This is a genomic window from Kribbella sp. NPDC006257 (assembly GCF_040613535.1).
GTDB lineage: Bacteria > Actinomycetota > Actinomycetes > Propionibacteriales > Kribbellaceae > Kribbella.
In genome coordinates this window covers 232116-251756 of the sequence record NZ_JBEXSJ010000008.1, presented here as the reverse complement: position 1 = coordinate 251756, position 19641 = coordinate 232116, and the positions used below count along the sequence as shown (strand labels likewise).

Annotated in this window: 20 protein-coding genes and 1 tRNA gene; 10 read left to right on the top strand and 11 right to left on the bottom strand. The window is 67.9% G+C overall.

What is annotated here, in order from left to right; translation table 11 throughout:
* Positions 1–122: 122 nt before the first annotated feature.
* The 3 genes from ABZ004_RS13020 to ABZ004_RS13010 are packed head-to-tail and all read left to right on the top strand — an operon-like array spanning position 123 to position 1355.
* On the top strand, positions 123–728 hold the full coding sequence (locus tag ABZ004_RS13020; RefSeq protein WP_355680018.1) for a hypothetical protein: 606 nt from the start codon (positions 123–125) through the stop codon (positions 726–728).
* Positions 725–883, top strand: coding sequence for a hypothetical protein (locus ABZ004_RS13015; protein ID WP_355680017.1), 159 nt, complete (start codon positions 725–727; stop codon positions 881–883). The genes ABZ004_RS13020 and ABZ004_RS13015 overlap by 4 nt, the downstream gene beginning before the upstream one ends.
* A gap of 7 nt (positions 884–890) precedes the next feature.
* Complete coding sequence (locus ABZ004_RS13010) at positions 891–1355, top strand: hypothetical protein (protein WP_355680016.1); 465 nt, start codon at positions 891–893, stop codon at positions 1353–1355.
* Positions 1356–1416: 61 nt separating this feature from the next.
* Here ABZ004_RS13010 and ABZ004_RS13005 read toward each other — a convergent pair whose 3' ends face one another.
* Together ABZ004_RS13005 and ABZ004_RS13000 are read right to left on the bottom strand one after the other, a co-directional pair.
* Positions 1417–2205, bottom strand: a complete 789-nt coding sequence (locus tag ABZ004_RS13005; protein ID WP_355680015.1) for a hypothetical protein — start codon at positions 2203–2205, stop codon at positions 1417–1419.
* An 87-nt stretch (positions 2206–2292) separates the two neighbouring features.
* A complete protein-coding gene (locus tag ABZ004_RS13000) occupies positions 2293–3195 on the bottom strand; it encodes a hypothetical protein (protein ID WP_355680014.1) in 903 nt (300 codons plus the stop codon).
* Positions 3196–3274: 79 nt separating this feature from the next.
* On the opposite strand from ABZ004_RS13000, the gene ABZ004_RS12995 reads away from it, so the two are divergent.
* The gene (locus ABZ004_RS12995) at positions 3275–4522 is read left to right on the top strand and encodes a tetratricopeptide repeat protein (protein WP_355680013.1); all 1248 of its coding nucleotides are present in this window, start codon (positions 3275–3277) and stop codon (positions 4520–4522) included.
* Here the strand turns inward: ABZ004_RS12995 and ABZ004_RS12990 are convergent.
* Positions 4478–5233 (bottom strand): CPBP family intramembrane glutamic endopeptidase, encoded by a 756-nt coding sequence (locus tag ABZ004_RS12990; RefSeq protein ID WP_355680012.1) that lies wholly within the window; start codon positions 5231–5233, stop codon positions 4478–4480. The genes ABZ004_RS12995 and ABZ004_RS12990 overlap by 45 nt on opposite strands.
* Positions 5234–5235: 2 nt before the next feature.
* Positions 5236–5823, bottom strand: a complete 588-nt coding sequence (locus ABZ004_RS12985) for a helix-turn-helix domain-containing protein (RefSeq protein ID WP_355680011.1) — start codon at positions 5821–5823, stop codon at positions 5236–5238.
* 193 nt (positions 5824–6016) lie between these two features.
* Between ABZ004_RS12985 and ABZ004_RS12980 the strand changes: the two genes are divergently transcribed.
* Positions 6017–7762 (top strand): hypothetical protein, encoded by a 1746-nt coding sequence (locus ABZ004_RS12980; protein ID WP_355680010.1) that lies wholly within the window; start codon positions 6017–6019, stop codon positions 7760–7762.
* Between the two features lie 115 nt (positions 7763–7877).
* Complete coding sequence (locus ABZ004_RS12975) at positions 7878–8534, top strand: G5 domain-containing protein (protein ID WP_355680009.1); 657 nt, start codon at positions 7878–7880, stop codon at positions 8532–8534.
* A 4-nt stretch (positions 8535–8538) separates the two neighbouring features.
* Here ABZ004_RS12975 and ABZ004_RS12970 read toward each other — a convergent pair whose 3' ends face one another.
* Positions 8539–10986, bottom strand: a complete 2448-nt coding sequence (locus tag ABZ004_RS12970) for a polysaccharide lyase family 8 super-sandwich domain-containing protein (protein WP_355680008.1) — start codon at positions 10984–10986, stop codon at positions 8539–8541.
* A 139-nt stretch (positions 10987–11125) separates the two neighbouring features.
* On the opposite strand from ABZ004_RS12970, the gene ABZ004_RS12965 reads away from it, so the two are divergent.
* Positions 11126–11812, top strand: a complete 687-nt coding sequence (locus tag ABZ004_RS12965) for an SDR family oxidoreductase (RefSeq protein ID WP_355680007.1) — start codon at positions 11126–11128, stop codon at positions 11810–11812.
* A 286-nt stretch (positions 11813–12098) separates the two neighbouring features.
* Here ABZ004_RS12965 and ABZ004_RS12960 read toward each other — a convergent pair.
* Positions 12099–12172: transfer RNA gene (locus ABZ004_RS12960), tRNA-Gly, on the bottom strand.
* Between the two features lie 235 nt (positions 12173–12407).
* On the opposite strand from ABZ004_RS12960, the gene ABZ004_RS12955 reads away from it, so the two are divergent.
* Both ABZ004_RS12955 and dcd read left to right on the top strand, forming a co-directional pair.
* On the top strand, positions 12408–12848 hold the full coding sequence (locus tag ABZ004_RS12955) for a MarR family transcriptional regulator (protein WP_355680006.1): 441 nt from the start codon (positions 12408–12410) through the stop codon (positions 12846–12848).
* 139 nt (positions 12849–12987) lie between these two features.
* Positions 12988–13563 carry a dCTP deaminase gene (gene dcd, locus ABZ004_RS12950; protein WP_355680005.1) on the top strand — a complete coding sequence of 192 codons (576 nt, stop codon included), beginning with the start codon at positions 12988–12990 and terminating at the stop codon, positions 13561–13563.
* Between the two features lie 56 nt (positions 13564–13619).
* Here the strand turns inward: dcd and ABZ004_RS12945 are convergent, their stop codons facing one another.
* From ABZ004_RS12945 to ABZ004_RS12925, 5 genes are all read right to left on the bottom strand, one after another.
* Positions 13620–15101 (bottom strand): hypothetical protein, encoded by a 1482-nt coding sequence (locus ABZ004_RS12945; RefSeq protein ID WP_355680004.1) that lies wholly within the window; start codon positions 15099–15101, stop codon positions 13620–13622.
* Complete coding sequence (locus ABZ004_RS12940) at positions 15101–16594, bottom strand: hypothetical protein (RefSeq protein ID WP_355680003.1); 1494 nt, start codon at positions 16592–16594, stop codon at positions 15101–15103. Before ABZ004_RS12940 ends, ABZ004_RS12945 begins: the two co-directional genes overlap by 1 nt.
* Positions 16595–16722: 128 nt before the next feature.
* Positions 16723–16941 carry a hypothetical protein gene (locus ABZ004_RS12935; RefSeq protein WP_355680002.1) on the bottom strand — a complete coding sequence of 73 codons (219 nt, stop codon included), beginning with the start codon at positions 16939–16941 and terminating at the stop codon, positions 16723–16725.
* Between the two features lie 44 nt (positions 16942–16985).
* Positions 16986–17819, bottom strand: a complete 834-nt coding sequence (locus ABZ004_RS12930) for a DUF4097 family beta strand repeat-containing protein (RefSeq protein WP_355680001.1) — start codon at positions 17817–17819, stop codon at positions 16986–16988.
* Positions 17816–18562, bottom strand: coding sequence for a hypothetical protein (locus tag ABZ004_RS12925; RefSeq protein WP_355680000.1), 747 nt, complete (start codon positions 18560–18562; stop codon positions 17816–17818). Before ABZ004_RS12925 ends, ABZ004_RS12930 begins: the two co-directional genes overlap by 4 nt.
* A 116-nt stretch (positions 18563–18678) precedes the next feature.
* On the opposite strand from ABZ004_RS12925, the gene ABZ004_RS12920 reads away from it, so the two are divergent.
* A complete protein-coding gene (locus ABZ004_RS12920) occupies positions 18679–19479 on the top strand; it encodes an SDR family oxidoreductase (protein WP_355679999.1) in 801 nt (266 codons plus the stop codon).
* The last annotated feature ends 162 nt before the right edge of the window (positions 19480–19641 follow it).

Here is a 19641-nt window from a genome sequence, read left to right as displayed (position 1 = left end):
CAGGTCGAAGAGGCTCAGGATCACCTTGTGCGGCGTACCGGTCGAGATGAACGACGTCTGCGACCTGGCCTGAGGTCGCGGCCGCGGCGGCGCCGGCCGGCGAGATCCCGGCGCTCGCTTGCGTGCTGATCGAGCTCGGCGAGGACGAGGTGACACTGGTCGCGAGCGACCGGTACCGGCTGTCGGTGCGCAAGCTGCAGCCGCTCAGTTTCCGCGGTCACCCACGGAGTCTGCTGGTCAACGCTGTGGAGTTGGTCGACCTGGGCCGCTGGGCAGCCGCCGCAGAGCGCATCACCGTCGAGAGCAACCCCAACGGCACAGCATTACTCCGCACCGAGGACGCGACGAGAGAATTGCGGGTGGTCGAGGACGAGTTTCCGGCGTACCAAGTGATGCTGGACGATCTGCCGGCACCGGTCTGCCGGGTGGTGGTGGACCGCCTGCGGCTGCTGGAGCTGCTCACCGGCGGAATGGTTGCCCTCGACATCAAGTCCGGCAAGCTGACGGTGAGCGAGGTTGCCGCCGGCGAGATCGGATCTCTCGAGGTGGTCGGGGCCGGGGACGTCCGGATCGGGTTCACGGCGGCGGTGCTGGCGGCCGCCTTGAGCGTGAGCGTCGGACCCGACGTACTGCTGGAGATCTCCGAACCAGCCCGGCCGGTCACCGTCCGGTCAGCCGATCAGGGCACTTTCACCACCCTGGTCATGCCTGCACGTCTCGACGGGTGACGCGCGGCTACTCGGGCATCGGCCCGCACGCCGCCGGCCCGGCGCTCACCGCGTACACGCTGCCGCGCGCAGTACTGCTGATCCTCGGCGGCGTCCTCGGTGACCGCCACGGGCACGCTGCGTTCGGTTCGGACTGCCGTGAAATGAGCGGATAGGGGTACCTTGAGGGGATCGGAGGGGTGGACGTTCACTGTCGAACGCCTTGGAGTCTCCGGTTGTGACGAGGCGATCTCGATGTCGTTCCCGCTCTACCTACCGTCATCCCGCCCGCAGCCACGTTCCCGGCAGGTCAGCCCTGCCCCAGCCGGTGCGCGCCGGAGAGGGCCGGACATCGCGAGTCCACCCGTCGCCGGCCGCTTGACCGGCGTGGGCGAGCCGGTACGCCGTACGCCGTCCGACATCACCCTCGCGGTGATCTTCGCCGAGCTGACGGCGGCCCGCGCCGCGAACCAGGCCGAACGCGGCACCCCCCGGCTCGGCAACGCCGGCGGCCCCCGCGCGGACCGCCTGCTGATCAGCCTGGAGACCTGCGTCCACGCCCTCGAGGACCGCAACCTCCCGATCCCGCCAACCCTCCGCGACGAACTCCGCCTCCGCCGAGCCCTCTACCCGACCCACCGCCGCTAGCTAGCCGCGCCCCGCCCGAGGCGACTTGCTCTGACTCGCGCGGTCCCAAATACTCACGTGGTCAGCGGACGACGTGGGAAGGGATCCGACGATGGCAGACCGGCCTGTGTCGCTGCAGGACTTGATCCGTGCCAGGCAGGCGGGCCTGTTCGTCGGCAGGACCGAGCCGTTGCGGCTGTTCGAACAGAGCCTGACGCTGCCGATCGACGATCCCCGGCGGCGGTTTCTCTTCAGCCTTCACGGGGCTGCCGGGATCGGCAAGACCTCGCTCGTGCGGCAATGGCAGCGGGTCGCGCAGAGCCACCACTACCGAACGGCCTATGTCGACGAGGCTGCCTTCGACGTCCCTTCGGCGATCGAGATGCTCGCGACCGACCTGAACCAACAGGGGGCCCGGTGCGAGGCGTTCACCGAGCAGTTGGCGTTGTACCGGAAGCGGCGACATGAAGCGGCGTCCGACCCCGGCGCACCGTCCGGTGTCTCGTCCCTGCTGACCCGATCGGCTGTCCGGATCGGCTTGCGCGCCGCCAGGGACATCCCGGTCGTCGGCGCCTTCGCCGGCGAGATCGACAAGGACGAGGCCGCCCGGCAGGCGGATCAGGCGCGGATGTTTCTGGCCAGGCGGTTCGCGCGGCAGCAGGATCTGGAACTGTTGCTGAACCCGATCGAAGTCCTCTCGCAGGTCTTCCTGAAGGATCTTCGCGCGGCTGCTGCCGATGGACCGATCGCCTTGTTCATCGACACCTACGAGCGCACCGGACAGTTCCTGGAACGCTGGCTCCTGGAGGTGCTGGAGGGCCGGCACGGCGACCTGCCGCCTGCCCTGGTCATCGCCATCTCCGGGCAACATCGCCTGGATCCGAACGCGTGGGGCGACTATCTGGGGATCCGCGCCGACATCGAGTTGGAGGTCTTCAGCGACAGCGAGGCACGCCAGCTACTGGCCACCCGCGGCGTGGACAACCCGCAGGCGGTCGAGACCATCCTGGAGCTCTCCGGCCGGCTGCCGGTTCTGGTGGCGACCCTCGCCGAATCCTCCGCCGACGGTGCCGATGTCATCAACGACGACAGCGACAGCGCCGTTGATCGCTTCCTGAGAGTGGAGCCGGACCGGGACAAACAGGAGACCGCTCGCGCGGGCGCGCTCCCTCGACGGCTCGACAAAGATGTCATCGCTGTCATCGCCGACGGGCCGGTGGATTTCGACTGGCTCCGACGGCTGCCGTTCGTCGTCGGACAGACGGACGGATTCCGGTACCACGAGGTCGTTCGTACACCGATGCTGCGATCGCTGCGTCGCAGCGCGCCGCAGGACTGGAACGATCACCAGCTGGCGCTGGCCGACTATTACCGGACCCGGAAAGCCGCCTTGGCGCTGACCGATCGATCCGGCTGGAAGGACGACCGGTGGCGCGATCTCTTCCTCGAGGAGAAGTACCACGACCTGTGCGCCCGGGGCGCCGCCGGATTGAGCGATGCTCTGCACGGCTTGGTCGATTGCTACGACCGCTCGCGGGAATCGGTGGCCCGATGGGCACAGATGATCGCCCAGGCCGGACAAGATGCAGGCCTTTCCGCCGTTCGCGACCGCGGCCGGCGTTTGACGGCGTGGCTCAACGACGGGACCGAGGGCGCGCTGGCGCTGCTGACCGACCTCGCCGCGGACACCACACTGGATGACGCACATCGCGGTACGGCGCTCGCCGAGCGAAGTCAGATCCATGAGAATGCCGCCCGCTACGAAGCAGCCCTGTCCGACCTCGAACAAGCCGTCGCGCTCTGTCCCGATGTGCACTGGATCGTCGCCTGGCGAGGGAACGCTCACCACCAGCTCGGCCACGACGACGAGGCCCTCCAGGACCTGACCAGGGCCCGTCGAACTCGATCCGGGCTACAGCTGGGCGATCACGAGCAGAGGAATGGTTTACAGCGACCTCGGGCGCTACGACGAAGCTCTGACGGACTTCACCCGGGCCATCGAGCTCGAAGCCGACGACTCGGCATGGGAGCACACCCTGCGCGGTCGCGTCTTCCAGGACATGAGCCGGTACGACGAGGCGCTGGCCGACTTCACCCGCGCGATCGAACTCGATTCCGCGGAACCGTGGGCAGTCACCTCTCGAGGCCATGCCTACCGGGAGCTGGAACGCTACGAAGACGCCATCGCCGACTTCACCCGGGCTATCGAACTCGACGGCGAGTACACCTGGGCAATCAGCGACCGCGGCGAGACCTACCGGGAGCTGGAACGCTACGACGAGGCCGTAGCTGACTTCACGCGCGCCATCGAGACCTGGCCCGAGAGCGAATGGCTCTTCGGCACCCGTGGTGACACCTACCGCGAGATGGAACGTTTCGACGACGCCGTCGCCGACCTCACTCACGCCATCGAACTCAACCCCGGCTACAGCTGGGCCATCGCGGCCCGGGGTGGGGTCTACGAGGATCAGGAACGGTACGACGAGGCGCTGGCCGATCTCAGTCGCGCGATCGAGCTCAGACCCGACTACGTCTGGGCACTGCGCAGGCGCGGCGGCGTCCATCAAGCAATGAAGCGCTATGACGACGCGTTGGCCGACTTCACCCGTGCGATCGAGCTCGACCCCGAGTGCGATCTCTGCTTTGCCGGCAGGGGCGACGTCCACCGCGAGTTAGCCCGCGACGATGACGCTCTGGCCGACTTCACCCGTGCGATCGAACTCGACCCCGACTACAGCTGGGCGCTGGGCAACCGGGGACAGCTCTACCTCGACCTCGGACTCTTGGCAGAGGCCGAGGCGGACCTCGATCGCGTCATCGAATTGGTGCCTGCAGATGGCTGGGCCTACTACTTGTCGGCAATGCTGCTTCGCCAGCGTGGCGATCACGAGGAGGCCGGCAAGCGGCTGACGCATGCCTTGCAGCTGGATCAAGCAAACCTGGCCGGCGCCGGGGAACCTGACCGCATCGCGTTCAACGTCATGGTCTATTTCGTAGCGCTTGGCGACGATGAGGCGGCTAAGGCCCAGCTGCGCGCTGCCCTGACCAACAGGCCGGCCGTTACCGCGGTCGACGACGTCCTGGCCGACCTTCGCGACCTGACGGCGTACGCGAATCCCTCTCCGGTGATCGTCGACCTGGTGTCAGCGCTTGAGGAGTACAGGGCGCTCCGAACCGCGTCGCGCTGACCCGCGGATCGCCAGGTGGGTGGTGATTGCGGCGAGCACCCAGACAGCGGCCAAGGTACCCATCGCGAATTTGTCGCCGTTCTCCTCGTCGAAGAGGAGCAGCATGGCGAGGTTGGCGGCGGCATGGGCGGCTGTCGCCACGGCCAGGTTGGCGCCGCGGGCGAGTTGCAGGACGGCGCCCATCACAATGGACAGCGCGACGGCCATCACCACGAAGAGTCCCATGTAGACGAGGCCGTGCTCGAAGCCGCCGATGTGCCAGAACCCCCACAACAGGCCGACTGTCACCGACGAACGTAGTACGGAGAAGCGCGTTTGGAGGTAGGGCTGCAGGTAGGCGCGCCAGCCGAGTTCCTCGCCCGCTGCGCCCACGATCATCGTCAGAACCAAAGCCCAGAAGGGGAACTGCAGCTCGTCGCTGCGGGTCGAGCGTCCGGCGATCAAGTAGACGCCCGCCGAAACCAGCATGACCGCGACCACGATCCCGACGATCAACGCTGACTTTGCTGCGACCGTCGCGGCCGGGGCGAAGCGGACCTGGACCCGCGTGGATCGCCGGAACAGGAGGAACATCACACCGACTGCCATGGCTGGTGCGAATTGCACCAGTTGGATGAGGTCGATGCTGGGGCCAGCGGTGGACTGCACGGCGTTGAGAGCGCCGGAGAAGATCATGGTGACCAGGTAGAAGACCAGTACTCGCAGGAACATCTTCACTCCGGGAGATAGGGCGCGAGCAGCATGTCGAGCTGGTCTCGCAGGAAGTTGGTCAGGGAGCCCCAGCCGTTCACTGCCCAGACCTGCAGGGCGCCGTTGAAACAGACCAGGGTCAGTCGTGCGAGAGCCGGTACGTCGACGTCGGGCTTCAGCTCGCCGGCCTGCTGAGCAGCAGCAAGCAAGCGGGCGGAGCTGTCGACGATCGCGGCCGAGTGCGCGAGCGCATGCGCCCGGAATTCGGGATCAGCGACGTCCAACTGAACGAAGCCGAGCCCGTTGCCGAGCTCCTCGCGGTGCTTGATGTGCGCGATGCTCGACAACGCGAAGTCGCGCAGGGCCGCCATCGGCGAGCTGTTCCGCGCCTCGGCCTCCGCGACCGCGCGCAGCACCATCACCGGTGATCGGGCCGCCGAAGCCAGCAGCAGGCCGCGCTTGGACCCGAACCGCTGCATCAGGGTCGGCGGAGCCAGCCCGACCCGGGCGCCGACGGCCGCGAGGGTGAGCTTCGCCGGGCCGAGCTCGGCCAGCACCTGGCGGGTGGCGTCCAGGATCGCGTCGTCGCTGATCAGGCGCGGTCGGGCCACTGGACACTCCTCGATAGTTTACGAATAGCCGTTCACTAACGAGATGGAGAGTAACAGAATGACTGCGAGGTCAGTTATCCCAGTGACGACGGGTGGACGGTGAGTTACTGCGGGTGACCGCGGCCTCGCTAAGGTCTGTGCCGTCCGGCCCCCCGCCAAGGGCCGGACTTGTCGTACCAACGGGAGCACTGCCATGCGTTTCGCCCGCATCGTCCTCGGGCTTGTGCTGACTCTGGCCGGATTGCTAGCCACGGTCCCCGGCGCCGTCGCCGCCTTCTGGCTGGTCGGCCCGGACAACACCGTCGACACCGGTGAGCAGCGGCTGACCAGCAAGGGCCTGGCCGTGATGACCGCGCCCGATCTGCTCGACCGGCACGGCCCGACGCTGCACGTGACGGCATCGTCGGCCAAGCCGGTCTTCATCGGGATCGGCCCGGACCTCGACGTGTCCAGCTACCTCGGCAGTTCGCAGTACACGCGCGTCGTCCGGCTGAATCTGCCGCCGAAGTTCGACACCCAGGAGCTGAATGGCGGCCTGACGCCGCTCACCCCGCCGGCCGGCCTCGACTGGTGGACGGTCGAGGCGAGTGGTGCGGGCAAGCAGTCGATCTCCTGGCCGATCGCGGACGGCTCGTACGACGTGGTCGCGATGAACGCCGACGGTACGCCGAACGCCGAGATCGGCCTCACGCTCGGGGTCGAGCTGGCCGGCTTGTTCGGGACCTGCCTGCTGATCCTCGGCGCCGGGGTGGTGCTGCTGGCGATCGGTCTGCTGCTGATGTTCTACCGGCGACGCCCACCGCCGCCGGTGCCGCTGCCCGCGGTGGCAGTGGTGAAGCCGCTCCCAGAGTACGAGTTCGCCCAGTGCGGACCGGTCCAGGACGCGCCGGCCCAGGACCCGGCGCCTCACCAGACGCCGGTGGATCGCGAGCCGGCGTACCAGTCTCCGTCGTACAAGGGGCCTGTACGCCGGGTTGCCGGCGGCGCGGCTTTGTTGCTGATGACAACTGGTTGTGTCGCGATGCCGGTGAAGAACACCAGTGCCCCGATCACCAGCCGGCCGGCGGTCACGGTCGCCGACGGGCAGGCCGTGGTGACGCGCTACAACGACCTGAACAACAAGGCGAACCAGACCCGCGACCCGAAGATCTCGGCGACGATCGAGGGTGAGCCGACGCTGACGATGACCCGCGCCGGCTACCAGATCAGTCGCAAGACGGACCCGGCCGGCCAGCACCTGAGCAAACCGTTCAGCTACCTCGCACCGAAGATCGGCGCGCCGCAGTTCACGTCGTACCCGATGCGCTTCGTGGTCGACTCGGGTGTCTCCGACGATCCGAACAGCCGCCAGCTCGGCGTCTGGCAACGACAGAGCGCCGGTACGCCGTGGTTGCTGACGCAGTCGGTCTATCCCTCGACCACGATGCAGCTGCCGTCGATGGAGGGCCTGCGGATGCCGGCCAAATCCGACATCGACAAGCTGTCGAGTTTGCCGCAGTCCGCGGCCGCCACCTTGGCGGTCTACCTGACCGGCGGCACCCGATCCACCAAGGCCGGTCTGTTCACGCCGTCGCCCGGCCTCGTCAACCTGCTGAACCAGCGGGTCAAGGACGCGACGGCCGACATCGCGAAGCCGTACATCGCCAGCGTCATCGACACCTTCCGGCCGACGGGAGAGCCGGTCACCTTCATCACCTCGGCCGGTGAAGGCCTCGTCTTCCTCTCGCTCACCGAGCAGTACCTGCAGCGGATCGAGCCGGGCTCCAACGCGTACTGGACCACCGGCGACGTCACCGCGTTCAGCAGCATGGTCAAGTACACCCAGACCCTGCACCGGGACTACCTCCAGCAGGTCGCCCTCGTCATCCCGCTCAAGGGCCAGGGCAAGATCCGCATCCTCTCCGTCGACGGCCAACTCGTCGACGCCGGCGGTTCTTGATTACGGTTGGTTATCGGGGGTTGTGCGGCGGCTTGCGGCAGTTGATGCTGTAGGCCAGTTGCCGGCGAGGCGGGTGGGGATCGGTCTCGCGGCATGGGGGGAACAAGGGTGGGACATGAAATCTGGACGTTTACTTTGTGCTGCGGTCGTTCTGGTGCTGGTGGGGTGCGGACCCGAGCACGAGGTCGCAGGAAAGCGGGTGCCGGTCGCGGCTCCCGTGACGACGGCGGAATCACCGGTCGAAGCGCCGGCTTCCGAGGTCACGCCGAGTGAGGTGACGCCGAGTGAGGTGACGCCGGCGCCGGTGGTCAGTACGCCGGTGGAGCCGACCCAGCCGCCCACTTCCGCGCCGGTGACGGTGAAGCGGACGGTGGTGGAGACGAAGGTGATCCCGTTCAAGAAGAAGACGGTGCTCGACTCGTCGGTGCCGAAGGGCGAGAAGTCGGTCACCAAGCGCGGCATCAACGGCGTACGGCGGCTGACGTACGAGCTGACCCTGGTCGACGGGCAGCAGACCGCGAAACGGCTGGTCAAGCAGGTCGTCTCGACCCAGCCGGTCACCCAGATCACCACGGTCGGCACCAAGGTCGACGAGCCGTCCAGCGGCGGCGGCTGCGATCCGAACTACTCCGGCTGCGTCCCGATCGCCAGCGACGTCGACTGTTCAGGCGGGAGCGGCAACGGTCCGGAGTACGTCGACGGCCCGGTCACCGTGATCGGCTCGGACATCTACCGCCTCGACGCCGACCACGACGGTATCGGTTGCGAGTGAGCGCTTAGCGGAGTGCCGTCCTGAGTGTGCGGCCGTAGCTATGGGTGGTGTCGTAGGTCAGCCGCGTGCCGAGCAAGGTGTGGGTCACGGTGGCGTCGCCGGAGAGTTTGTGGAGCCATTGGCCGGTCACGGTGACCGTGATGGTGGGGCGCGCCATCGTGGGGTCGGAGACGGCGACCGTGGTGGTGTGGTCGGGCCGGCGTTGGGTGAGCACCGAGGCGGGGCCGTCGATGGTGAGTCCGGGGATGGTGTGGCGGTCTGGCGTGAAGGTGTTGGCAGCGGTGAGCCTGAGGGCGGGGTGGTGGATCGCCTGCAGGCGTTGGGTGTTGGAAAGCAGGCGGAGACGGCCGTGCGTGTAGGAACGTAGTTGCGACTCGCTGGCGTGGGGGACTAGGGCGTATGCGAGCGCATTACTAGTAGAGGTCAGCGTGAAGACCTTCTTAGTGACTGCGGTGTCCGGGTTCGAGGCGCGGATCACCCGGCGGCTGCGGGTCACCTCGGTGACGTCTGCAGCTACAGCGACGGGTGTGAGGAAGTAGTAGCCGACGGAGATGCCTGCGGTGACGTTTGCGTAGCGCAGCCACCTGCTGTCGCGAGTGACAAGCACCTGGTCCGTCGGTGCCGCTATCCGAGCATCCAGTGATGTCGTCACCGGTCTGGTGTCGGCACTGATGCCTGCAGCGAGTACGACGATCTCGTTGTCGAGCATGAACCAGGACTTGGTGGACCGTGCATTGCGGTAGACCACGAAGTCACTAGGGAGCGTCTCGCGCTCGGCGTACGCGACGTCGTCCGACTGAACCCATCCGGCAGCACCATACGCATCGAGAGTCGCGCCACCGGAGTACTGGTTCGTCCCGCGGGGGAAGTAGACGTACTTGTTCTGTGCCTCTGACGACGCGGTGAACACGGGCGGCTTGTCGTAGTACTGCGTGCCGTAGAGCTCCGGGATCGTACGGCGCTCCTCTACCGGCGCGGTGACACCGGCAAGGGAGTACGGCGACACCGTGGTGAAGTAGTCGACACCGAAGGCCTTCGTCTGGTCCTGGCCGGACAGGTACAGGTAGTGCGCGCCGTCGCCCTGGAACCACGGCAGCAGGTTCTCGCCGCTCATGTACTCGTACTTGCTGATCCGATCCGAGTTCCGCGCCAGCGCGAAGGCATACCCGGGCCGCCGATGCACGGTCCGGTCCATCGCGTTGAACGCGACAGTGCTAGCCGGCGCATTGAGATCAGCAGCCCGTACGGCGGGGTCGGCGATGACGTCGGCGAAGCGAGCCACGCTCACCGGCGAGACGAAGCTGTTCGGGTTCAGCGTCGGTCGGGCCGTGAACTTCACGTAGCCCTTCAGCAACGCGGCATCCGCGGCACTGGCATAGCCGGAGAGATCGACGATCGCCTCGACCACGACCGCCACGTCGTCGTACCCGGTGGTGGTCCGGCTGACCGCGCGGCCCTTGACGATCTCCATCATCCAGCCCTCGAAGATCAGCGGCGCGAACCCGTTCACCACCCAGCCCTGGACGACTCCGACCAGGTCGCCGCTCTGCGCGTATCCGGTGCCGTCGAGCATCTTGATCGTCTGGACGACCCTGCTGAGCAGGCCCTTCCCGTACGACCCGGTGTAGGCGACGGAGTCGTGCTGGATGAACGAGCCGTCCGCGTAGTACCCGTCCGTCACGCCGTGCTGGAGCTGGTACGGATCGATCGTCGCGAACACGGTAAACTGATCCTGCAGAGCTTTGCGGATCCGCGCGTCGTCCTCGAGCAGTGCACCCTGGATCACCCGGTTGGTGGTGATATCCGCGAGGTTCGCGCCGGTGTGGAACCGCGAGTCGAGGTTCACGTCGCCGTTGGTCCCGTTGCGCAGATAGGCGTCCATCGACGCGACGTACGTGGTGATCAGGTCGCGCGGCGCGTCCAGGAGCGCGAGCGTCCGGCCGACGTACGTCGAGATGCCGATCTCCCAGGTGAACCAGTTGCCGTAGTACCCCTTCGCCTGGTCGCCGTAGTAGTTCGCGTGCAACCAGGTGAGCTTCTCGAGGAGTCTCGTCCGTACATCAGGGTTGCCCTGTAGGTCGGAGACCGGGCCGGGGCGCCTGGTGGCGAGGGCGATCTCGTAGAGGTGCTGGAACGATGCGCTCAGATTGGGATCGCTGGTGCCGAGGGGGAGTCCGGCGAAGAGTTCACCCGCCTGTGCACGGTCCATCGCGGCGAGCCAGGTGCGTGCCGTCTGGTCGATTGCCGCGAGCTTCGCGGCGACCTCCGGGCGGGCGTTCGACTCGTCGGTGCCGGCGAAGATCGCGATCGCGTTGGCGAGCAGCCGGTTCTCGGCGGACCCTTCAAGCAGTTGGTTGTCGGCGGGGGCGGCGAAAGCTTCGAGCGGCCGGACAGCGGTCAGCAGCGCGGCGGCGGGGACGAAGGACAGCAGGCGGCGGCGAGTGATCTCCACAGCAACTCCCGGGCGAAGGGGAAAAACCTCACCCGCTGAGTCAATCAGGCGAAAGTAAGTTACGGCAACCGCTTGCCCCCGCTTGATTCCCGCGCGCTATCATTGAAACTTCAATCGTCTAGCCTCACAAGGAGTCAAAGTGTCGGCAGTGCTGATCGTCGGAGGCAGCGGCGGACTCGGCCGGGAGATCGCCCGGTACTACGCGGAGCGGGGCGACTCGGTGCTCGTGACGAGCCGGTCGGCCGAGCGCGCCGAGCAGGCGGCGGCCGAGATCGGTGGTGCGACGAGCGGCCTCGCGGTGGACCTCGCCGATCCCGAGACGATCGAGAAGGCGCTGGCCGGCGTCGGCGAACTCGATCATCTGGTGATCACTGCCGTCGAGCAGTCTGCGAACACCGTCAAGGCGTTCAGTGTCGCCGATGCTGTGAAGGCGTCGACGGTGAAGTTGGTCGGCTACACCGAGACCGCGCGGGTGCTGGCCGATCGCCTTCGTCCGGGCGCCTCGATCGTGTTGTTCGGCGGTCTCGGCAAGCTGCGTCCGTACCCCGGCTCGACGATGATCACCGCCACCAACGGTGCGGTCTCCGGTGTGATGCGAACCCTCGCCGTCGAGCTCGCGCCGGTCCGCGTCAACGCCTTGCATCCCGGCGTCGTCGGCGACAGTCCGAGATGGTCCAGCCGTCCGCAGGAGGCGATCGTCGCCCGTACGCCGACCGGCCGGCTCGCCACGACGGCCGAGGTTGTCGACGCCACCGACTTCCTGCTGCGCAATGGTGCCGTCAATGCCGTCGACCTGCACCTCGACGGCGGCATCCGGGTGCTCTGACCCGACTGGTTGCCTCCGGCCACCCGGTGGCGGCCAGGTGTGGAATGGTTTCCAGGATCCGTCTTTGCAAGGACAAACCCGGGCGCCATTCGAAAAGGAAATACCGGCGCGTCGCAAGTTCCTGCCATCGGCCGCGCCGACGGTTGAGAGCGCCGCAACTGGGTAGCTCGACGCCGCCCCGGAGTCGCCCGGCGGATCACGCGCGCGATCGGCGTACCGGCGTACCCGGCTCCTGAGACGACGAAACCCCAGGTCGGAAAGTAGGCCCTGACCTGGGGTTTTGCTATGGAGCGGGTGACGAGAATCGAACTCGCACTGTCAGCTTGGGAAGCTGATGTTCTGCCATTGAACTACACCCGCGGAGCTGTCCCTCAACCAGCAGACCGCAGGATCATACCTGACGTCCCGGTGCGTTTGCACAGGGGGTTATCGGGCAGTTTTCCACAAAGGGCGCGCTCAGGACTGGGCATGCCGGTCAACTTCTGGCAGATTAGAACGCGTTGCCGGGGGCAACATTCGACGCAACGTGAGGATGCGGTCCCTGCCGGGACCGGACAAGATGGTTGCGGGGCAACTGAAAAGAAGGGGTGAACAGGTGGCAACTGAGACCAATGACGCGCTGGAGAACCTGGAAAAGGAGCTCGTCACGTTGGCGCGCCGGCTGCGCGGTCTGCAGCGGACGCTGTCCGACGAGGCGCACCCGGACCTGGAGCCGGCGCAGTACGCACTGCTGAACCACGTCGAGGATCTGGCGCCGGTTCGGATGGCGGATCTGGTGGCGGCTCTCGAGGTCGACAAGGGACCGGTCAGCCGGGCCTGCGCCAGGCTGGAAGAAGAAGGGCTGCTGAAGCGGGCGGCGGACAAGTCGGACGCGCGGGCGACCCTGCTGACGCTGACCGCCAACGGCAAGCGCAAGCTGGCCGCCGCGCGGAAGAAGCGGCACAAGGTGATCGAGGACCTGCTCAAGGACTGGTCGCCGGCCCAGGTGAAGACCTTCGCCACCCAGGTGTCGAAGTTCAACAAGCTGTCCGGCTGAGCCGTTGCCGAGGGCCCGTAGCTGGGGCGATCCGGGGAGCTGAGGGCTCCGGAGGGCCACTTCGGGCCATCGTGCCCCGAGCCCGAGGGGCACGTGGGTACACGAGCGCAAACGCAGCCTGCTGCGGTAGGTTGCGTTCGTGCTGCTCTCCGACCGTGACATCTTGGCCGAGGTCGACGCGATGCGGGTCCAGCTGGACCCGTTCGATGCTGCGATGGTGCAGCCGTCGAGCATCGACGTGCGTCTGGACCGCTTCTTCCGTGTCTTCGAGAACCACCGGTACCCGCACATCGACCCGGCCGAGGAACAGCCCGACCTCACCCGGATGGTCGAACCGGACGGTGAGGAGCCGTTCATCCTGCACCCCGGCGAGTTCGTGCTGGGCTCCACCTACGAGCTGGTGACGCTGCCCGACGACGTGGCGGCCCGGCTGGAGGGCAAGTCCTCACTCGGCCGGCTCGGCCTGCTCACCCACTCCACCGCCGGCTTCATCGACCCGGGCTTCTCCGGGCACGTGACCCTGGAACTGTCGAACGTGGCGACGCTGCCGATCAAGCTCTGGCCTGGGATGAAGATCGGCCAGCTCTGCTTCTTCCGGCTGTCCTCACCGGCTGAGCACCCGTACGGCTCCGCGAAGTACGGCTCCCGCTACCAGGGCCAGCGCGGCCCGACCCCGTCGCGCTCCTTCAAGAACTTCCACCGCACAGACATCTGAGCCCTGTACGCCGAAAGGCCCGGTGCCTCCGCACCGGGCCTTTCAGTGGTGACCGATCAGCCGATGGCCTTCTGGACCACCAGGATCTTCTCGGTCTTCAGCGTCGCGTTGTTGCCCGGCTCCTGCAGGTAGACGCTGCCGTACTTCGAGACCATCAGCGGCGACTGCTGGTTGCCGGACAGCATCGAGGTGTCACCCCAGCCACCGGCGTTCCCGTAACTGGACGAGTCTTCCGGTGTCGTCCCGTCCGTCGGAGTCACGCTGGAGGTGGCGCTGGGAGTGGTGCTCGGAGCGGTGACGTCCTGGCCGGTCTTCGCGTCCAGGATCGCCGGCTGGCTGTCGGCCTGCCCATAGACCAGTCCGTTGTAGAGCGCGGTGATCTTCGGGACCACCCGGTTCGACGACGAGTCGTAACCCCAGAGCAGCTTCCCGGTGGCGTCGTCGAACCCGGAGATGCCCTGCTTGTCGCCACCCCCGCGGTTGCACACCACTGCGGCGACGTGATCGGAGAAGCAGGTGGCGCCGTCGCCGGAGTCCTTCGAGTTAGCCAGCTTGTTCTCGATCGCCTCGCCGGTGGCGATGTCGACGGCGAAGATCGAGTTCACGTGGTCGGTGTCGTCCTTGCCGCCGTTCACGTAGCCGCTGCCTGCGAAGTACGCGTGCTTGCCGCCCGAACCGGTGGGGTGCAGGTAGTTCATCGCCGGCACCGGCACGGACTTCTTGACCGCTCCGGTGGCGCCGTCGGCCTGGACGACCGTGTTGTCCTTGGCGCCTTCCTGCTGGCTGCCCTTGACGCCGACGACGACACCGTTCAGTACGCCGGCCGCGAGCACCGACGGGATCGTGGTCGCCTTCTTGGTGGCCGGATCGGCGAACACCGTGAAGTCGTGCACCTTCGACGGCCCGTCCTGGATCGTCGTCGAGGCGCCGATCGCGACCTGACCGGTCGCCGCGTCGTAAGCCGGAGTGGAGAGCTTGGAGGCGCTGCCCCCAGGCCCGAGCAGGCTGCTCAGATCGGCGACGGCGGTGGCAAGAAGATCGCCTTCGGCCGGGTCGATCCACTGGACGGTCACCTGGCCGTGCGGCTTCTGCGTCCCGCCGCCTTGCACGATCTGCGTGTAGGCGACCGCGATCACCTCTTTGCCGTTGAACTGCACGGCCATCGGCGGCGTGAGGTCGGTGGTCTTCGTGGTCTCGTCGGTGGCGGACGGAACCTCCCAGCTGTTCGCGTCGAGGGTGTTGCCCGCCAGGCCGGAGCGCAGCCCGTACAGCGCGGTCTTACCGACCATGCCGGCCTGGATGTAGTACATGTTCGGCATTCCGGCCTCACCGCCCTTGGCCAAACCCGAGACCGGTGCGAACGCCTTGGGCTGGTCGAACGTCGCCAGCTGCGGGCCCGAGGGAGCCGACGTGGCCGATGACCCGCCGTCGGCCGGCTTGTCGGTGGCCTTGTCGTCGTCACCGCCGCCGCAGCCGGCCAGCAGGGTGAGAGCAACGGTCGCAGTGAGCAGCGGACGCAGTACGCGCAGGTCTGCCATCAGCCGACCGCCTTCAGGATCTGCAGGGTGCCGCTGAAGCCGTCGCCGTACGACGCCTCGGTCAGGTAGGCGCCGCCGTACTCGGAGACGCTCGTCGGTGACTGGGGCTTGTAGTCCGGCTGGGCCACAACCGGGGCGTCGGAGCTGCCGCCGGACGGCGTGCTGCCGTCGGTGCTGCCATCGGTCGGGTTCTGAGTCGCCGTCTCGCCCGATGTCGGGCCACCGGTGTCCGGGCCGGTCGGGATGGTCGGCGTCGGCACCGGGACGTCCTGGCCGGTCAGCGCGTTCAGCAGGATCGGCTTCTGATTGACCGTGGCGTAGACCATGCCGTGGAAGGCCGCCGTCACGGCCGGCACCACCCGGCCGGCGCTCTCCCCGGTGAAGCCCCAGGCCTTCTTGCCCGTGGTGTCGTCGAACCCGATGATCTCCCCGGTCGCCACCTGGTCGGCGGTGCAGACGACCGCCTTCTGACCGTCGGCCTGGCACCTGTACCTGGCCAGATAGTCGCCTCTCTTCAGCGCGGACCTGGTCTGGACGACGGTGCCGGTCGCAGGATCAACGGCGTACAGGTAGCCGACGTTTTCGGTGAGGCTCTTGTCGTACTTCAGCCCGTACAGGTAGGCGTACTTGCCACCATTGCTGCCGGTCGCGTTGATGCTTTCCAGACCGGGCAGCAGGCCGGACTTGGTGACACGGCCGGTGGCGGCGTCGAGCAGCGACACTGTCTGGCGCTCTTCCTTGCCCTGGGCAGCGACCAGCACGCCCTTGCTGATCCCGGCCGGCTCCGTGAACGGCACTGCGACGCCCTTCTTGGTGGCCGGGTCGCCGATCACGGTGATGATGCCGGACTTGGCGCCGATCATGCTGCTCGGCCCGAGGCCGACCGCCATCTGCCCGGTGGCGGGGTCGACCGACACCTGCCTGAAGTCACCCGGGCTGCTGCTGTTCACCTCGGCGTCCCCGAGGAGCGCAGTGGCGTCGACCGTTGCCTCGGACAACAGCTTGCCGTCGGCCGGGTCGAGCCACCGGAACAGCACGGAGAGTCCGGGCTTCGTAGTACCGGCGCCCTTGACCCGCTGGTAGTAGGCGACCGCGACGGCCGGCTTCCCATCGAGTTGCACGGAGAACGGAGCGGTCGCGTCGTTGATCACGACGCTGCCGTCGGTGGTTTCGGTGGCCGGTGTCTGCCAGGGCTTGGCGGGCCCGGCGGCGCTCTGGCCGGCAACGCCTCGGAGGCTGTTCGCCACGGCGGTCATGCCGACCATGCCGACCTTGGGCGCGAAGGTGTGCCCCTTGACCTCAGGGAGGGAGTAGGCGTAGTTGGCCTGGAAGGCTTTCGGCGGATCGTACGGCGTCACGGCCGGCGCACTCGGCGTACTGGGTGTCTGGTTGTTCCCGCTGTCCTTGGCATCCGCGGATTTGTCGTCACCTCCGCTGCAGCCGGCCAGCAGTACGACTGCGGCGGTAGCGGTGACCAACGTGCGCAACACCATCGGATCTCTCTCTTCCCCAAGTTGCCTGAAGCACCTGACACGCAGACGCTAGCAGCGTCAGCGGCTCGGAATCGTGATCAGACCAAGGCGTTGCAGCAACATGCAAAGTGCTTGAGAAGTCATCGATCTCACCGCACGACGGACAGGCCCGTACGGCGGTGCCGCGGCTGCGGCTCGAGGCGGTCGGCCAACCGCCGTAGTACGCCGGCCAGCTCGTGCCGCGGGCCACCGGTCTCCCCCGCGGCCCGCAGGGCGTCCTTCTTTTCGTTGCGCAGGGCCCGCATCTCGGCGGCCCGGACCTGTTCGGCGACCCGGTGCCGGGCGACCTCTTGGTGTTCGGTGATCATGGCAGTTCCCCTCACTGGTCTTCGGTGACTGATGTGGTTGGTGGTCAGACCCGGACGACGGTGATGTCGCCGGTGACGGTGCGGGCCCGGAGCATCAGCGAGCGCTCGCCCTCGGCCGGCCGTTGGGTGGCCTCGAGGTCGCACCGGATGTGGCCGGTGACCGTCTTCAGATCCAGATAGGTCGGTACGCCGTCCGGTACGCCGATGTGCACGTCGCCGCGGGCGGTCTCGGCCCGCACGCTCGGCCCGTCGGCGAGCTCGACCGTGACGTCGCCGGAGCCGGAGGTGGCGACCGAGTGGTCGCGGATCCGCTCGATGGTGATGTCACCCGAGCCGACCTTGACGGTGGCCGGGCCGGCCGCGTCGCCGACCCGGACGTCGCCGGACCCGGTGCTCAGGCCGAGCAGGTCGCTCGCCTCGCCGATGTCGATAGCGCCCGAACCGGTCTTGGCGCGGACCGGGCCGGCGGCGGACCGCACCCGGATGTCGCCGCTGCCGGTGTTCGCGCCCAGGCTGCCCTCGACCCGGTCGAGCTGGATCTCGCCGGACCCGGTCGCCACCCGGGACTCACCCAGCGGCGTGGTGGCGATGATGTCGGCCGAGCCGGTCTGGATCCGGGCCGGCAGCAGGCCCGGGGCCTGGATCCGGACGTGGATCTCCGGGCCGCGGCGCAGGTTCTTCGGCCCTTCGATGACGAGCTCGCCGTTGACGATGTCGCACCGCACGCTGTCGGCCTCGTCGCCGTCGACCTCCAGGTCCACCCGGGTCTGCTCGCCGTCGGTCGGGTGGATCTCGACCAGGCCGGCGCCGATCTCGATCCGGACCCGGTCGATCTCGCCCGGCTCGCCGATCAGCTGAGTGCTGCTGTGGTCGCTCACTGTGCCCACCCGTTCATCTGTTGTCCCGGCCCGCGTCCACCGCGGCGTCCTTGCTCTTTCCTGTCCCGGCGGGCGTTGCGCTCGGATCGCCGCTGGTCGCGGTCACCGCGCTTGTCGCCGAAGACGCCGTCCGGGCCGAAGACGCCGTCGGGTCCGAACACGCCCTCCGGGCCGAACACGCCGTCGGGTCCGAGCGGTCCATCCGGGCCGAGCGGTCCGTCGGGTCCGAAGAACCCGGCCCGCGGCGGGCGGGGCGGCCGCGGGGGCCGGCCGTAGTGCGCGCCACCGGTCAAGGCGGTCATCACGGTGCGCATCAGCCACGCGTTCGAGGAGATGCCCTCGGTCGCGGCGGCCTCGTCCACCTTGTTCTTGACCGAGACCGGCAGCCGCAGGGTGATCCGGGCGGTCGGCTCGTCGGCGTCCAGGGCGATCTCCTCGGCGACGGCCGCGCGGTCGGCGGTCTCGTCGTCCAGGTCGTCGTCGGAGCTGGTCAGCTGGCTGGGGGCCGGCGTCACCACGAACTCCGGACGGCCACCGGCCATCCGCAGCTCGACCGAACCGGGGGACAGCTCGCGGCTGATCTCACCGGCGGCGTCGGACAGGGCTGAGATGAGGGCCAGCCGGCCCGCGTCATCCAGCGTGGCACCGAGGCGCTGGGCCACGGAGCGAGTTTGGTCGTCGGCCAGGGCGGTGGCGTTCTCCACGCTACGGCGGACCGACTCGAGGTAGTGGTCAAGTTCCATGACGCAATAGTGACGTCACCATGACGTCACTGTCAACCCCTTCTGATGTCACCGCGCCGCCACGATGCCGCCAGGGTGCGGCAGAATGGGGATACATCGAGCCTGAGGAGTCAGCCGTGAGTGTGTCCAGAGGAGTACTTGTCACCGGGGCGTCGCGAGGCGTCGGAGCTGCCGCGGCGAGGGCGTTCGCGGCCGCCGGTGATCGGGTCGTCCTGCATTGCCGAGGTGCGGTCGACGAGGCCGACGCAGTACTGGCCGGGTTGCCTGGTGAGGGGCATGCGGTGGTTGTCGCCGATCTCGCCGATGCGGCCGGAATCCCTTCCCTGGTTGAGGAATCGGCCGCTGTGCTCGGGCGGATCGACGTCTTGGTGAACAACGCCGCCCTGTACGTCGAGGAGCCCGTCGGCGGGTCGCGCCGGATCGGGCATCCGCTCGCGGAGACGTCGTACGAGGAGTGGGTCGCCGCCTGGCGCAAGACGCTCGCGATCAACCTCGAAGGGGCCGCTCACCTCACCTGGTGCGTGGCCCGGCAGATGCTGGAGGTGGCTCCGCCGGATGGCGTCAAAAGAGGTGCGATCGTCAACGTCGGATCGCGTGGTGCCTACCGCGGCGAGCCCGACGTACCGGCGTACGGGGCCTCCAAGGCTGGTCTGCACGCGCTCGGGCAGTCGCTGGCGGTGTCGTTGGCGCCACATGACATCACCGTGACGTCAATCGCGCCCGGTTTCATCGCCACCGACATGACCGCGCAACTGCTCGCAGGCCCGGCCGGCGACCCGATCCGCGCCCAGAGCCCCTACGGCCGCGTCGCCACCGCCGAAGAGGTCGCCAACGCCATCCTCTGGCTAGCTTCCCCAGCCGCCACCTGGTCCACCGGCGCTGTCCTGGACTTCAACGGCGCCTCCTACCTCCACTAACCGCACCCCCCCGCCCCCGCCGGAGCCCCCCGCCGGCCTCCTCCGCGCCAAGTCCATCGCGAGGCCGCCGTCACCTCCCGGCTCGACCCGCCCCGAGAGATCCCACCTACCGTCTCGACTCGCCGTGCCGTCGGACGGGGCGGCGAGAGTTGAGACCGTAAA

Bases quoted from the DNA above. Each gene is read 5' to 3' on its own strand.
- ABZ004_RS13005 (WP_355680015.1), bottom strand. From the start codon at position 2,205: ATGTTGCCCGGAGATGGCGATGACCAGGGCAGGCGGCAGGTCGCCGTG.
- ABZ004_RS12995 (WP_355680013.1), top strand. From the start codon at position 3,275: ATGGTTTACAGCGACCTCGGGCGCTACGACGAAGCTCTGACGGACTTC.
- ABZ004_RS12990 (WP_355680012.1), bottom strand. From the start codon at position 5,233: ATGTTCCTGCGAGTACTGGTCTTCTACCTGGTCACCATGATCTTCTCC.
- ABZ004_RS12980 (WP_355680010.1), top strand. From the start codon at position 6,017: ATGCGTTTCGCCCGCATCGTCCTCGGGCTTGTGCTGACTCTGGCCGGA.
- ABZ004_RS12975 (WP_355680009.1), top strand. From the start codon at position 7,878: ATGAAATCTGGACGTTTACTTTGTGCTGCGGTCGTTCTGGTGCTGGTG.
- ABZ004_RS12945 (WP_355680004.1), bottom strand. From the start codon at position 15,101: ATGGCAGACCTGCGCGTACTGCGTCCGCTGCTCACTGCGACCGTTGCT.
- ABZ004_RS12940 (WP_355680003.1), bottom strand. From the start codon at position 16,594: ATGGTGTTGCGCACGTTGGTCACCGCTACCGCCGCAGTCGTACTGCTG.
- ABZ004_RS12935 (WP_355680002.1), bottom strand. From the start codon at position 16,941: ATGATCACCGAACACCAAGAGGTCGCCCGGCACCGGGTCGCCGAACAG.
- ABZ004_RS12925 (WP_355680000.1), bottom strand. From the start codon at position 18,562: ATGGAACTTGACCACTACCTCGAGTCGGTCCGCCGTAGCGTGGAGAAC.